Here is a 13,392-nt window from a genome sequence, read left to right as displayed (position 1 = left end):
AACTTACCAGCCCCACTCACTGGATGAGCTAGCGGGTGTGTCCTCGGCGACAGCATTACCTTCGCTATCGATCTCTTTTTCTTTACGCATCGAAGGGTAGAAACCAAGTGGTGGCAGTTCAGACTCAGGAACGCCCTCGGTTGGGGTGATTTGAATGCGGGAGAGATAGTCCGTAAAGAAAGGCATCAGGTGCTCTTTGAGACCTTCTGGGGGGTAGGTGTCGCTAGGCCAGCAGGATTTCGCCGAAAAGATGACAATTAACACCAGGTTATCAGACAATTCCGTAATGGCGTTCTCCCACTGCCCATAAAGACCAGAAGCAGCATAAGCCCATGAACGTCCATTTACACTTAAAACAGAGAAATCTTCTGCCTTCCGAGGAGTTAGATCATCTTCCTCCCGGTCTTCGCTCGATTTCCAGCGCTCATAAAATTTTAATGAATTACTGCGGAGATCCTTAGAACCTTCCCAATTACGGCTCTCCATAAGTAGCTCAGATTTCGGCCATATCTGAATTTTTATCGGGCATAACCAGTTGGGATGCTCTTTCATCAAATCATCATCAAGCAGAGCAAATTTTGTACGCAAAGGGATAATCTCCCCCGTATAGTCAGGATTGGAAATCAGGCCCTGATCAACCTCTTCAAAGTGAAAGACATACTTATCGGTATACCTCGCCTCATCTTCACAATGAAACATCAACCGGGCATCATTCACTTGTATACAATAAGTCGCCGTATTTTCAGTGAGGCTTACCTTGGGGAAGTTCATAAATATCGTTCCTTTATCTCAGGCAGTTAGTTGAGCGCCAAAACCCCACCAAGCCCACGCCATAACTCAGAAAAGGTAATATTTGGGGTTTTCTTTTTTAACTCACGATACTTATTAAAAGCGGTAATTGTATCTTCACTTGTCGAACCAGTATCGAACCTTTGATAAATACTGGAAGGTGCTGTTTCATAGCTGCTATTCAGGTTCGCAATCCCGCCAAGATCCTGTACTAACTTCTCTAGCTGACTATACGGGCTGTGAGGTGCAATAATTTCAAAGGTAAACTTTGAAAGCGATACATTCCCCGCTCTACCCAGCCTTTCAAGAGCACCCTGCAATAGCTTAGAAGCATCAGCGTAGCAATATACGGTATATGACTTCTGAGCAACGCTTTTACTATCCCAGCGATTTATATTGACAGTTTTTGTCAGGATATCAGTAAGATCTTCAGGACTTAAGATCTTAAATCGCTTTTCCGGAGTGTCATATTCTTTGCCGTTATTTACGATAGCTAAAGGGCAGTGATAGAGATTAAAGTCGGTCTTATATGTTGCTTGAGAACTAGCCTCTAGCAACTCGTCCGCTAATTCATCTAATTCCATCAAGCCTGAACTCGTTGCCTGCGACCCCATTCTTAAGATATTCGTAGACAACGTTCCTTGTGGCTCAGCAGCCCCCCGCCAGCTACCAGCTTCGTGGTTCATCCGGAAGAGTCCAATACCAGTACCCGCAGAGTTATTCTGAAACCGCTTGATGTCATGGATATATACTCCAGGGCCCCGGCTGTTTTCAGTACTTTCGACCTGCAGAATGCGATAAAACACCCGAACACATCGCTGGTCGATACTACCGATATCAGAATAAAACTCAGCAGCATCTCCAACTGACTGACCCGACTTCACGCCACCTGCAGTAGATGATAACTGCTGCTGAATCTGAATCGCGACATTTCGTCCGACTTCACAGGTCGGGTCGACACATTCAGTAAATGTCGCTATGAGGGAAGGGTCAATATACACAGCACGCCCAACGCCTTCTTTAGCTTCCGACGAATAAACGAGGTAATTTGAGAGGGGTACAGCGGCCATCAAGCTTCCTTAGCAATGCAGTTCCTTTATTTGGCCGACAGGATAAACGATTGGCCTATTAAATCAATCAATACAGGCCAGAGTTGAGACTCAATTCCGAGGTGGAATTGCGTAACTACCTACGGCATGTGCGACGGGTTCCTGATCACCTTCGGAGTACATAGAGACTTCCCCTACCACCAGGGCCTTACCGACTTTCATCAGGGTGCACTCTGCGATGATGTCTCTGTTGGAATCTGGCTTGCGCAAGAAGTTAAAATTAAGGCTGGTCGTTACTGCCATCGCAACCAATCCAAGCTCGGCCAGTATGGCGACATACAAAGCGGCATCGGCAACTTCCATCAGCACAGGCCCTGACACGGTACCTCCAGGCCTGAGGTGCGCCTCGGTAATACACTTTCGAATCGTGGCCGAACGGCTGCCCAACTCCTCGATCACAAAGTCTGCCTGCGGAAATTCCGTTGCAAAGAAATGCTCCAGCTCTGTTTTGCTCGCCATATTTCTACCTCTCTGAACACTATGTACCAGCCTTCTTCTATGACTGGTGCCAGTTACATCATAGCTTTAGGATAGAAGCCATTGAAACCACGGAGGCACCACCATGAGCACCCTTCTGAAAGGTAAAACGAAAGACCTTGATGGCTTCAGCGTGACTCGTATCCTGCCGCACGCAGAGAAACGTATGGTTGGCCCATTCGTTTTTCTGGATCACATGGGGCCAGCGCACTTCGCGGCTGGCGAGGGTGTCGATGTCAGGCCTCACCCGCATATCGGGCTGGCGACGCTGACCTACCTGACAGAAGGCTCGATACTGCACCGGGATAGTCTCGGCAACAACGTGGAGATCCTGCCCGGAGACGTAAACTGGATGACGGCAGGGAGAGGCATTGTTCACTCCGAACGCGAAACGCATGAAACTAAAGCCAGTAACCATGCACTTAATGGGCTGCAATGCTGGGTCGCGTTGCCCGAAAAGTTTGCTGAGATTGATCCTGCTTTCAGCCACCATAAGAAGTGCCAGCTACCGCAATTCAACAAAGAAGGTGTTTTTGCGAGACTGATCGCCGGTGATGCTTTGGGAATGACCTCTCCCATTCGCACCTTCTCACCGATGTTCTTCCTTGATGTCATTTTTAGTGCAGATAGCAGTTTTGAGCGCCCGAACCCAGATCAGGAATGCGCACTGTACGTGATCGAGGGGGAAATACTCGTGGACTCCGAATGCTATAAGACAGGAGACTTTATACTTCTGTCTGCCGAAGCCTCGGTATCCAGCAAGGCATTTGCTCGTGCTGTATTTCTGGGTGGCGAACACTGGCCTCAGCACCCACATATGTATTGGAATTTTGTGTCGTTCAGCAAAGAGCGGATTGAGCAGGCCAAACGCGACTGGCAAGAGCAGCGGTTCCCGGATATTCCCGGAGACAATCATGAATTTACGCCACTGCCCTGATGAGAGGCCAAACGGAAGCAGGAAGGTTTACGCGCCCTGCTCCCGCTCAGAGCGCAACTTATCTCTCACTCCCATGAGCACTTTTCCGAAGTTGTTCTTTCCGCGCATATCGCGACCACTGCCCCAGAAATAATCGTAACCGCTCAGTTCAGCGATTCTCAGTTCCCCTGTATCTAACAGCTGTTCGGCAATATCAGGATGAGTGCGACACTTAATATAGGTGCCGCGGGTCATAACTACCGTACTGGTCTTCTTCCAGTCTTTACGTCGCTTCGGCTTACGACTCTTACCGAGCTTTGCTGCTTCTTCTGCGCTGCTGGCCTGTCGGATCTTCTCCCGATGTACCTCGTCTTCAAACTTCATCGCCTGATAATAGTGCTCAACACTCGGCCATTCTGCGCCATCCAGCTCAAAGCTAAACAAGGCATACGACGACAGCGGCTGCTCTGCATCACTACGATTAAGCGTGAAGAGTTCTTCGTTCTTGTGTTCAAACAACATATGGGAATCCGGCTACAGGCTTTCGGTCAATTTACCAGACAATCCGTTGGCGCACATCAAAGCAGACACCGCTTTCTGTGCTTTCCAGTCTCGTTACTTGGTCAAACAGGACGCCTTGGACTAGTATTAAATCACCTGAATAACAGACACCACTATGACTACCGATTCAAACACATTGAAGGATCTCGGCCGGACTGCGATTTCGAATCCGATGGACTGGAAAGCCATTGATCGTTTTATCCTTCTCGCTTGTCTGGTGCTTCTCGCGCCACTGTCTTTTGGTGTCAGTATGTGGGCGACCAACATTCTTGCTCCTGAGTGGCTGAACCAGACACTGGTGACCATGCTCAGTGTTTTGTATGTGTTACATATTGCGGTGATGGCAAGTTTCATCCTCACTGCTATTAAACTGAGAAAGTACACGCATGACTGGCCGTTGTTTGAGAATGCAATCATAAGTAGCTTTCTGGTGACTGTGATGACCACGGGGTACCTGACGGGAACTCATCTGTCTGAGGCTCTGTTGATCATATTCCTTGGTGTCATCATCACCTGCACGCTGGCCGACGTGAATAAAATTAAATTCTGCTTCTGGATCGTTGTACCGATTCTCGTCGCGATGGCAGCACTCGATTACAGCGAGGCCATACCGTATGCCATGTTAATGGAGCGCTCGCCCTACGCCGAAGACGGTCGCCCTCTCGGAGGCTGGATGATGGTACGAATGACCGTCGCCGTGATACTTGCACCACTTCTCTACCTCTGCATACTTGCTATGAAGCGCTGGACCGAGCGTGAAAGCCTCTACCTCGAAATGTCGACGATCGACGGCCTGACCCGCCTTTCAAACCGGAACTCGCTCATCAGCAGAGGGCAGGAAGAAATCCGTCGGGCGCGAGCTTCTGATGCCATGCCGCCTCTGTCATGCATCATGATTGACCTCGACCATTTTAAACAGATTAACGATACCTGGGGACACCATGCCGGCGACGAAGTGCTGGTTGCAGCCTCAAAAGTAATGATGGACAGCGCCCGACCCAACGATGAAGTCGGCCGCTATGGCGGAGAAGAGTTTGCAGTTCTGCTGCCGGGTACCACTCTATTGCAGGCCAAACTGATCGCAGAACGTATTCGCAAACGGATAAGCAGTATGAATGTAGAGGTCGAGGGTCAGAAGATTGATGTCACCGCGAGTTTCGGTGTCGCCTGCTACCCATCGCCAGATGTTGAAGCGATGAGCGACCTTCTGAAAACGGCGGATAAGGCACTCTACGAAGCCAAAGACAGCGGAAGGAATCAGGTGGTCGCCGCGCAATCTCCCGCCGAAACCACAAGAAACTGACACCAACTATCGATAATTGCGTCACAAATTTCGTCCCCCCTAAAACATGATGTCACGAACTGAGAGGCTGGTTACGCCAGAGAGTAACCTGAAGTGCTATCAATAAGGCATTGAATGAGTACCAGGGTCGGTACCCCAAAGCGTGGGAGACCAATGCCAGATGGATAAAGTAATGAAAATGCGCTGTATGCAGAAACTGACTCTGCAATGCATTCCCAACCCGATGGACTGGAGAGCCGTAGACCGGTTTATTCTCCTTGCTGCACTGGTGCTACTCGCTCCGGTCGGTTTTGGTTCGGCCTTACTTGTGACTGATCTTTTCGCTCCCGAGCATATCAATCAGACCTACGTTCCCGGTCTGCTTTGGCTCTATGGCCTGCATATTCTGCTGCTTACCGGCATGATTCTTATTGCTACCTCAAAACGTAAACACAGCGACGACTGGCCCATTTTTGAAAATATTATTATTGCCAGCTATATCATCACGGTTCTTGTCAGTTCGTACCTTACCGGCAGTCATTTCAGTGAAGGCTTATTGCTGATTTTTCTTGGAGTAAATATTACCGGGACGCTGGCCAGCGTGAATAAAATTCGTAAGTCATACTGGATCGTGGTGCCCGTGCTTATTGCGATGGGAATCACCGACCATATGTATTCGTTGCCCCACGCGCCGTTACTGATTCAACCCATGACGACACCCGACGGCCGCCCCCTCGTTGGCTGGCTGATCGTCAGAGACATTATCGTGGCGATTCTGGGCTTCCTGGTGTACCTCTGCATTCTAGCGATGAAACGCTGGACAGAACGCGAGAGCCTCTACCTTGAAATGTCGACAACCGACGGACTGACGCGCTTGTCTAATCGCAACTTCTTTATCAACCGTGGGCAGGAAGAAATTGCCCGAACACGAGAGCAAACACTGCCAACTTCGCCATCGCTTTCCTGCATCATGATCGACCTTGATCATTTCAAGCAGATCAACGATACCTAGGGCCACCACGCCGGCGACCAGGTATTAATTGCTGCCTCTAAGGTCATGATGAGAAATGCACGCCAAACGGATGAAGTCGGACGCTACGGCGGCGAAGAGTTTGCCATGCTATTGCCAGGCACCAGCACCAGGCGCGCAGCACAAATAGCAGAGAGAATCCGCCGAAAAATCAGCGACATGAACGTCATTGTCGACGGCAACAGTATCGAAGTCACCGCCAGCTTTGGCGTGGCCTGCTTCCCATCAACGGATATAAATAACATGGAAGACCTGCTGAAAGCAGCAGATAAAGCATTGTACGAAGCGAAGGAAACCGGACGGAACAAAGTGGTTACGGCGTAACCACTTCATAGAAAATTTTTACAAACTTATTATCAAACCGAAGCTGAAGCCAATCACTCAACAAGTCAACGAGCGTAAGAAGACTCCAGTACTACCCCTGCGAATTCCTCAAAGGCTTTCTTTAACTTGCTACTATCGGATGGCTCTTCATCATCGTCATCGAAATTACCTGTTAAGTAATCCTGCATTGGAAAAATTTCATTGCAGGCTGGCTCGCATGTTAGAAGCAACATATAGCCATCGCCGTCGGGAGATGGATAGACCCTTATCAGTAGCTGTACGCGAAGAGCCCAGTCAAAAAGATCGGGAACTGGGCTGTAGCCCTGCGCGAAATCCAGTAGAGCATGAAAGAGTTTTGAGCCTCTTGCCGCACGAATAACCATTCGGGCCTCATCTACCTCTGAATCTTCAATCGTATATTTAAGCCGCTTGAGATACAGAGACAAGTACGAATGAAGTTTTCTTAAACTATCAGCTCGAACCTTAAACTTCCCACTGTTTTTACCTATCGTTAAATCCATGACACCTCCCTGTCACTTATCTTTACAACGCCCGCTTCGGCAGAACCTTTAGCGTAAGACTGCCCAAATATGCCAAGAAATAAAAGTATCTATCTGCAAGCATACACACAAAAAACGCCGCTAAAAAGCGGCGTTTTTTAAACTCAATCTACCAAAACGGTGTCGCAAGTTAGTAATCACGGCAAGAGCTCAGCAGGTAGAAAAAGCGTCAGGAGCGATGGCTGAGCCAGGCAAAAGTGCTTGAAGAAACGGAGTGTACAAGCTGTACATGAGTATTCTGAAAGCACTTTTAACAACGCTCAGCCGAGCGCACTAGCGATTTGTAAGACCGTAGTGAGCGATGATGAGACAAGGCAAAATTTTCTGGGGGAGCGGAGTGTACAAGTAGTACATGAGCACCCCGCAGAAAATTTTAACGCCGTATCATCGAGCGCAGCAGGTATTACTGGCCTTTGATTTCCGAACGGCCCTTATACGGCGCTTTCGCTCCGAGTTGCTCTTCAATACGAAGCAGACGGTTGTACTTAGCAACGCGGTCTGAACGGCAGAGTGAACCCGTCTTAATCTGGCCAGCAGCGGTACCAACTGCCAGGTCAGCGATGGTCGCGTCTTCAGTTTCACCTGAACGGTGAGAGATCACAGCGGTGTAGCCTGCGTCTTTCGCCATTTTGATCGCGTCCAGTGTTTCAGACAGAGAACCAATCTGGTTGAACTTGATCAGGATCGAGTTAGCGATGTCTTTTTCGATACCTTCTTTCAGGATCTTGGTGTTGGTTACGAACAGGTCGTCACCCACCAGCTGGACTTTAGCGCCCAGTTTTTCAGTCTGGTATTTCCAGCCAGCCCAGTCAGATTCGTCCTGACCGTCTTCGATAGAAACGATTGGGTACTGGTCGCACAGTTCTGCGAGGTAGTCAGAGAATTCTTCAGCAGAGAATACCTTGCCTTCGCCTTTCAGGTCGTACTTGCCGTCTTTGTAGAATTCAGAAGATGCGCAGTCCAGAGCCAGTGTGACGTTCTTGTCCAGCTCGTAGCCAGCGTTAGACACCGCTTCTTTGATTGCTGCCAGTGCATCCGCGTTAGATGCCAGGTTAGGTGCGAAACCACCTTCGTCACCAACGGCTGTGTTCAGGCCCTGAGAAGACAGTACTTTCTTCAGTGCGTGGAAGATTTCAGCGCCACAACGCAGTGCTTCAGCGAACGTCGGTGCGCCCACTGGCTGTACCATAAATTCCTGAATATCAACGTTGTTGTCTGCGTGCTCACCACCGTTGATGATGTTCATCATTGGAACTGGCATTGAGTAAACGCCTGGGGTGCCGTTGATGTCTGCGATGTGTTCGTACAGTTCAACGCCTTTTGCAGCCGCAGCGGCTTTGGCAGCAGCCAGCGACACAGCCAGGATGGCGTTTGCGCCCATGTTGGCTTTATTTTCAGTACCGTCGATTTCGAGCATTTTGTTGTCGAGGGCGCGCTGATCCAGTGCGTCCATACCGATCAGGGCAGGCTTGATGGTGTCGTTTACGTTGGCAACGGCTTTCAGTACGCCTTTGCCCAGATAACGGCTTTTATCGCCATCACGCAGTTCAAGTGCTTCGCGGGTACCGGTAGATGCGCCGCTTGGAGCACATGCTGTACCGAAGAAACCACCTTCCAGAGTGACGTCTGCTTCGATGGTAGGGTTGCCACGTGAATCCAGCACTTCGCGCGCTTTGATATCAATAATTTTAGCCATAAATGCTCCTGATTTTTTTGCCGATCGTAAGAGCTACCTGCGTTGCCAGAGCTGTGTCATCCATCGCCTTAAAATGCTCATTTACTCCAGTAAACTGCGCTTTTGCGGCGATGGTTTCCTTCCTCTGCCGGCCTCGCTAACGCTCTAATCTTCTGGCCTTGGCAATTAAATTTTAAGTTTTAACGTTTAAATCTGCTTATTTATTGTTCAGAGCCGCATTAATAAAGGCTGAGAACAGGCCGTGGCCGTCACGCGGTGTCGAGGTAAATTCCGGATGGAACTGACACGCCACAAACCATGGGTGATCTGGTACTTCTACTACTTCTACCAGCTCGCCATCAACAGAGCGACCAGCGATACGCAGGCCCGCCTTTTCAAGTTCAGGCACCAGTGACGAGTTCACTTCGTAGCGGTGACGGTGACGCTCGGTAATGACGCCGCTACCGTAGGCTTCAGCGGTATTGGAGCCTTCGGTCAGAACACACTCCTGACCGCCTAAGCGCATAGTGCCACCGAGGTCAGAATTTTCGTCACGGGTTTCAACGTTACCCGATGCATCCTGCCATTCAGTGATCAGACCAATCACCGGGTGCTGAGTGTCACGGCTGAATTCTGTCGACTGAGCATCTTTCCAGCCCACAACATTGCGGGCGAATTCGATCACAGCAACCTGCATACCCAGGCAGATACCCAGGTATGGAATTTTGTTTTCGCGTGCATGCTGAACTGTGCGAATTTTGCCTTCCACGCCGCGGTTACCAAAGCCACCCGGTACCAGAATCGCATCAACCCCATTCAGGACATCAACGCCTTTGCGCTCAACGTCTTCGGCATCGATGTAGCGGATGTTCACTTTAGCGCGGTGATGGATACCTGCGTGATCAATCGCTTCGATCAGAGATTTATAGGCATCCAGAAGATCCATGTACTTACCGACCATGGCGATGGTCACTTCTTTCTCTGGGTTGAGCTTGGCGTCGGCAACGTCATCCCATTCAGAAAGATCAGCTTCTTTACACGACAGATCGAACTTCTCAACGATCAGGTCGTCAAGGCCCGCTTCGTGCAGCATACGAGGAATCTTATAGATAGTATCCGCATCTTCGAGTGGCACAACTGCGCGCTCTTCAACGTTAGTGAAGAGAGCAATCTTACGCAGAGAAGAGGCATCAATTTTATGATCTGAGCGACAGATCAGAACATCAGGCTGCAGACCAATGGTTCGCATCTCTTTTACTGAGTGCTGAGTCGGCTTGGTTTTGGTCTCGCCCGCGGTGGCAATATAAGGTACCAGCGTCAGGTGCAGAGAAAGCGCGCGCTTGGAACCCAGCTCGACTTTCATCTGACGTACCGCTTCAAGGAATGGCTGAGACTCAATATCACCCACGGTGCCACCGATTTCTACCAGCGCAACATCTGAGCCCTCACCGCCTTCGAGTACACGACGCTTGATCTCGTCAGTGATGTGCGGGATGACCTGCACAGTACCGCCCAGGTAGTCACCACGACGCTCTTTTGCCAGAACGTCAGTATAGATACGACCCGTGGTGAAGTTGTTGCGACGCGACATCGTGGTACGGATGAAACGCTCATAGTGACCGAGGTCAAGGTCAGTTTCCGCGCCGTCGTCGGTGACGAACACTTCGCCATGCTGGAACGGGCTCATAGTGCCCGGGTCCACGTTGATGTACGGGTCCAGCTTGAGCATGGTGACCTTAAGGCCACGGGCTTCCAGAATGGCAGCCAGAGATGCAGAAGCGATGCCTTTCCCCAAAGAAGAAACAACACCACCCGTGACAAAGATAAAACGTGTCATAGAAGGTCCGCGAGCAGAGATGAAAAATTTGTTACGGAGCAGTCCAGCATCCAATGAATTCAATCTGTGAATTTCAATGAAATAGGCGCCTGAAGCGCACCTGGGCCACTCACTCAAGATGGGAGGGCAGTTTACCCGAAAGCACCACTGGGGTAAATCAATGGCGAGCTTTTCTTTACCTGTCAGCTTTGCTAATTTGTGGTCTGGTTATGTAAAACCTCGGGAAACGAACTCCGGTGACCAAAACGACGAAACTGCTGACGAACTCTCGTCTGTCTGCCCTGATGTGGTGGATGGCTGGTGTGTGCGCAGCGTTCCGGTTCTGAGTCATCTTTCCCGGTACTGGCTGCGAAGAGCAGCCGGAAGCATTCAACCGAACACCTCCCCTCTCTCGCAGCCAACGATTCACTTTGTTTAAGGATGCATCACTATGGCTGCCAGCCCCTCTGCTAAGGACGAGAACCTGAGCAACAAGGAACTGAAATACGGTTTAGCGCTTGCCTTTACTGCCGCGTTTCTGTTCTCGACAAAACCCATCATCATCAAGTGGCTGTATAGCCTTGGCATGTCAGCCATTCCTCTTATGGGCCTGCGTATGCTGATCGCACTGCCCATCTATCTGGTGATAGGGATCTATCTGTGGAGAAAAATGGAGACGAAGCCTGACGGCCTAACACTGTTGAGAGCGGCCGCCGTCGGTTTGCTGGGCTACTACATGGCCTCTTTACTGGATCTTTCAGGGCTGGAATACGTCAGCGCCCAGCTCGAGCGACTGATGCTCTATGCGTACCCCAGTATGGTCGTGATTCTTGGCGCCATTTTCTTCGGTGCAAAAGTCGGACGCTCTGTGATTCCGGCACTCGTACTGACTTACGCCGGTCTGGGCGTAATGTACGGCCATGACCTTGAGATAGCGCCGCCGGGTACCAGTGATGCTGACATTACGAAAGGCACCCTGCTGATTCTGGGAAGCGCCCTGTCGTTCTCTCTGTTCATTCTGTTCAGCAAGCGCGGTATCGCTGAGCTTGGCAGCTTGTTCTTCACCTGCATTTCGATGGGGTCGGCAACATTAGCTACGCTGATTCACTACGGTATTGCCGAGGGAGCTACTTTGCCAGCAATGGATGCGACACGCTGGGTAGGTACTCTGGTTCTGGCAATACTCGTCACCGTGGTGCCATCATTCATGGTCAGTGGTGCGATAAAACGCATCGGCCCGGCAAAGGCCAGCGTCAGTGGAACCATAGGCCCGGTGCTGACAACCATCATGGCGATTATCTTTCTCGGTGAACCCTTTGGCTGGGCCGCAGTTCTGGGGATGTCACTGGTCATGCTTGGTGTGTCCCGCCTGAAATAGACTTTCCCGGATCGCCCTATCTTTTCAGGACATAATGGGCGATCTCCTTTTCAACCCCTGATTTTTCTATACAAACTGCTACACTTGTATAAGTCCTGCGCCAAAAAAGCAGGAATTAATAATTATCCCATCATAAACACAGCTAGCCAGGAGCTATCCATGACGAAGTCTGTTGCCTTTAAGGTATCCGCGCTGACCGCAGCCGCGATACTTTCAACTGCCGCACACGCGAGCCCTAATCTCTCTGGTGGAGTTTGGTTTAACTACCAGTACGCTCAAAATGATAAAGCACAACAGGAATCCTGGGGGGTCATAGACAGCGAAGCCCTGATTCTTTACGCCGACGGCAATGTGCCTGATACCCCATGGACTTACTCTGCGGAGACCCGCATTGGTCCGGGCAGTTTTACAGACGCAAACAACAACAGCACCGGTAGCCAGTTTGGAATTCACAAAGCCTGGGTTGGTTACCAGTTTGAAGATGGCCCTATGATCACCATTGGTAAAAGCCAGGTGCCATTCGCCTGGAAAACCTACAACTTCTGGCCGGGCGATATGCTGCTGGCTGGATACGGCGATCAGATGGATGTCGGTGTAAAAGTATCCCAAACACTGGGCGCACTACACTATGATGCTGCCTTATACCTTGCAGATGACTGGTCCACCAGCACCGACACCATGGACGACAACGGTCATTGGGGTAGCAAAGCGACTTATCGCAAAGTTCAGACTTTCGTGGGTAATCTGAGTTACTCAATTAATGATATGGCGACCGTAGGCGTGTCAGCGCAGAGCGGCGGCCTACAAGCCTTCGAAGGCAATGAAACTGATGGATACAGCGCTACTGAAGTTTCAGGCGACCACAACGCTGCAGCCCTGTATTATACCCTCAAGGTTGGCGGTCTCTGGGCAAAAGCCTCTTACATAACCACAGAGCGTAATGTACCTGAAGAGTCTGCTGGTGATGTCTATGCGGATGGTGATGGAGCTTTGGCTGGTCTAAATGCTAAGAACGATCGCTATGCTGCGGAAGTCGGCCTGAACACTGGCAACTGGTCGTTCTATGCTGATCTTTCTTATGCCCAACCTAATACCGATGGCAGTAACGTTGATACTGTCCGCGCCTTTGCGCCGGGTATGAGCTATGACTATGGCCCGGGCTGGATATACCTCGAATACCTGACTCAGGACGGTTACGTTGACCGTAATGGACAAGTACAAGACCAATACTTCGATGAAGATCTTAACCCTACAGGTCCTGGCGACTTCGACGCTCTCTACGCAACCGTCGATTTTTACTTCTGATCGCTTGTTATAAGAAACTGTTCACGCAGTAAAAGAGGCCCACCTTTCTGGTGGGCTTTTTTATTTCTGCTTAGTGAAGGAGCACGCTATGCTAAGGCAAAATTTCAGATATATTTGAGCGGTCGATCCGAGCCTTTAATATCCGCTATAACAGTCTGATGATAGGCTTA

11 protein-coding genes and 1 pseudogene are annotated in these 13,392 nt (G+C 50.2%); 5 read left to right on the top strand and 7 right to left on the bottom strand.

What is annotated here, in order from left to right:
* Positions 1-3 precede the first annotated feature (3 nt).
* The 3 genes from B2R29_RS14675 to B2R29_RS14665 all read right to left on the bottom strand — a co-directional run bounded on the left by B2R29_RS14675 (position 4) and on the right by B2R29_RS14665 (position 2,357).
* Complete coding sequence (locus B2R29_RS14675) at positions 4-771, bottom strand: hypothetical protein (RefSeq protein ID WP_301181747.1); 768 nt, start codon at positions 769-771, stop codon at positions 4-6.
* Between the two features lie 26 nt (positions 772-797).
* Complete coding sequence (locus B2R29_RS14670) at positions 798-1,859, bottom strand: hypothetical protein (RefSeq protein WP_301181746.1); 1,062 nt, start codon at positions 1,857-1,859, stop codon at positions 798-800.
* Between the two features lie 90 nt (positions 1,860-1,949).
* The gene (locus tag B2R29_RS14665; RefSeq protein WP_300427707.1) at positions 1,950-2,357 is read right to left on the bottom strand and encodes a PaaI family thioesterase; all 408 of its coding nucleotides are present in this window, start codon (positions 2,355-2,357) and stop codon (positions 1,950-1,952) included.
* 103 nt (positions 2,358-2,460) lie between these two features.
* Between B2R29_RS14665 and B2R29_RS14660 the strand changes: the two genes are divergently transcribed.
* Positions 2,461-3,312, top strand: coding sequence for a pirin family protein (locus B2R29_RS14660; protein WP_301181745.1), 852 nt, complete (start codon positions 2,461-2,463; stop codon positions 3,310-3,312).
* A 27-nt stretch (positions 3,313-3,339) separates the two neighbouring features.
* On the opposite strand, the gene B2R29_RS14655 is transcribed toward B2R29_RS14660, so the two are convergent.
* Entirely contained in the window at positions 3,340-3,813 is a 474-nt protein-coding gene (locus B2R29_RS14655) for an NADAR family protein (protein WP_301181744.1), read from the bottom strand.
* 154 nt (positions 3,814-3,967) lie between these two features.
* Between B2R29_RS14655 and B2R29_RS14650 the strand changes: the two genes are divergently transcribed.
* On the top strand, positions 3,968-5,155 hold the full coding sequence (locus B2R29_RS14650; RefSeq protein ID WP_301181743.1) for a GGDEF domain-containing protein: 1,188 nt from the start codon (positions 3,968-3,970) through the stop codon (positions 5,153-5,155).
* Positions 5,156-5,315: 160 nt separating this feature from the next.
* Positions 5,316-6,488, top strand: a pseudogene (locus B2R29_RS16900) (GGDEF domain-containing protein).
* Positions 6,489-6,553: 65 nt separating this feature from the next.
* Here the strand turns inward: B2R29_RS16900 and B2R29_RS14640 are convergent.
* The 3 genes from B2R29_RS14640 to B2R29_RS14630 form a co-directional block, all read right to left on the bottom strand.
* The gene (locus B2R29_RS14640) at positions 6,554-7,009 is read right to left on the bottom strand and encodes a hypothetical protein (RefSeq protein WP_301181742.1); all 456 of its coding nucleotides are present in this window, start codon (positions 7,007-7,009) and stop codon (positions 6,554-6,556) included.
* Between the two features lie 442 nt (positions 7,010-7,451).
* Positions 7,452-8,744 carry a phosphopyruvate hydratase gene (gene eno, locus B2R29_RS14635; protein ID WP_301181741.1) on the bottom strand — a complete coding sequence of 431 codons (1,293 nt, stop codon included), beginning with the start codon at positions 8,742-8,744 and terminating at the stop codon, positions 7,452-7,454.
* A gap of 196 nt (positions 8,745-8,940) precedes the next feature.
* Positions 8,941-10,560 carry a CTP synthase gene (locus B2R29_RS14630; protein WP_301181740.1) on the bottom strand — a complete coding sequence of 540 codons (1,620 nt, stop codon included), beginning with the start codon at positions 10,558-10,560 and terminating at the stop codon, positions 8,941-8,943.
* 430 nt (positions 10,561-10,990) lie between these two features.
* Here B2R29_RS14630 and B2R29_RS14625 point away from each other — a divergent pair, with 430 nt between their 5' ends.
* Both B2R29_RS14625 and B2R29_RS14620 read left to right on the top strand, forming a co-directional pair.
* A complete protein-coding gene (locus tag B2R29_RS14625; protein WP_301181739.1) occupies positions 10,991-11,917 on the top strand; it encodes a DMT family transporter in 927 nt (308 codons plus the stop codon).
* A 159-nt stretch (positions 11,918-12,076) separates the two neighbouring features.
* On the top strand, positions 12,077-13,222 hold the full coding sequence (locus B2R29_RS14620) for a porin (protein ID WP_301181738.1): 1,146 nt from the start codon (positions 12,077-12,079) through the stop codon (positions 13,220-13,222).
* Positions 13,223-13,392: the final 170 nt, after the last annotated feature.

It is taken from the genome of Thalassolituus sp. UBA3500 (genome assembly GCF_002377545.1).
GTDB lineage: Bacteria > Pseudomonadota > Gammaproteobacteria > Pseudomonadales > Oceanobacteraceae > Thalassolituus.
This window is presented reverse-complemented; position numbering and strand designations above follow the sequence as displayed.

Bases quoted from the DNA above. Each gene is read 5' to 3' on its own strand.
- B2R29_RS14675 (WP_301181747.1), bottom strand. From the start codon at position 771: ATGAACTTCCCCAAGGTAAGCCTCACTGAAAATACGGCGACTTATTGT.
- B2R29_RS14670 (WP_301181746.1), bottom strand. From the start codon at position 1,859: ATGGCCGCTGTACCCCTCTCAAATTACCTCGTTTATTCGTCGGAAGCT.
- B2R29_RS14665 (WP_300427707.1), bottom strand. From the start codon at position 2,357: ATGGCGAGCAAAACAGAGCTGGAGCATTTCTTTGCAACGGAATTTCCG.
- B2R29_RS14660 (WP_301181745.1), top strand. From the start codon at position 2,461: ATGAGCACCCTTCTGAAAGGTAAAACGAAAGACCTTGATGGCTTCAGC.
- B2R29_RS14655 (WP_301181744.1), bottom strand. From the start codon at position 3,813: ATGTTGTTTGAACACAAGAACGAAGAACTCTTCACGCTTAATCGTAGT.
- B2R29_RS14650 (WP_301181743.1), top strand. From the start codon at position 3,968: ATGACTACCGATTCAAACACATTGAAGGATCTCGGCCGGACTGCGATT.
- B2R29_RS14640 (WP_301181742.1), bottom strand. From the start codon at position 7,009: ATGGATTTAACGATAGGTAAAAACAGTGGGAAGTTTAAGGTTCGAGCT.
- eno (WP_301181741.1), bottom strand. From the start codon at position 8,744: ATGGCTAAAATTATTGATATCAAAGCGCGCGAAGTGCTGGATTCACGT.
- B2R29_RS14630 (WP_301181740.1), bottom strand. From the start codon at position 10,560: ATGACACGTTTTATCTTTGTCACGGGTGGTGTTGTTTCTTCTTTGGGG.
- B2R29_RS14625 (WP_301181739.1), top strand. From the start codon at position 10,991: ATGGCTGCCAGCCCCTCTGCTAAGGACGAGAACCTGAGCAACAAGGAA.
- B2R29_RS14620 (WP_301181738.1), top strand. From the start codon at position 12,077: ATGACGAAGTCTGTTGCCTTTAAGGTATCCGCGCTGACCGCAGCCGCG.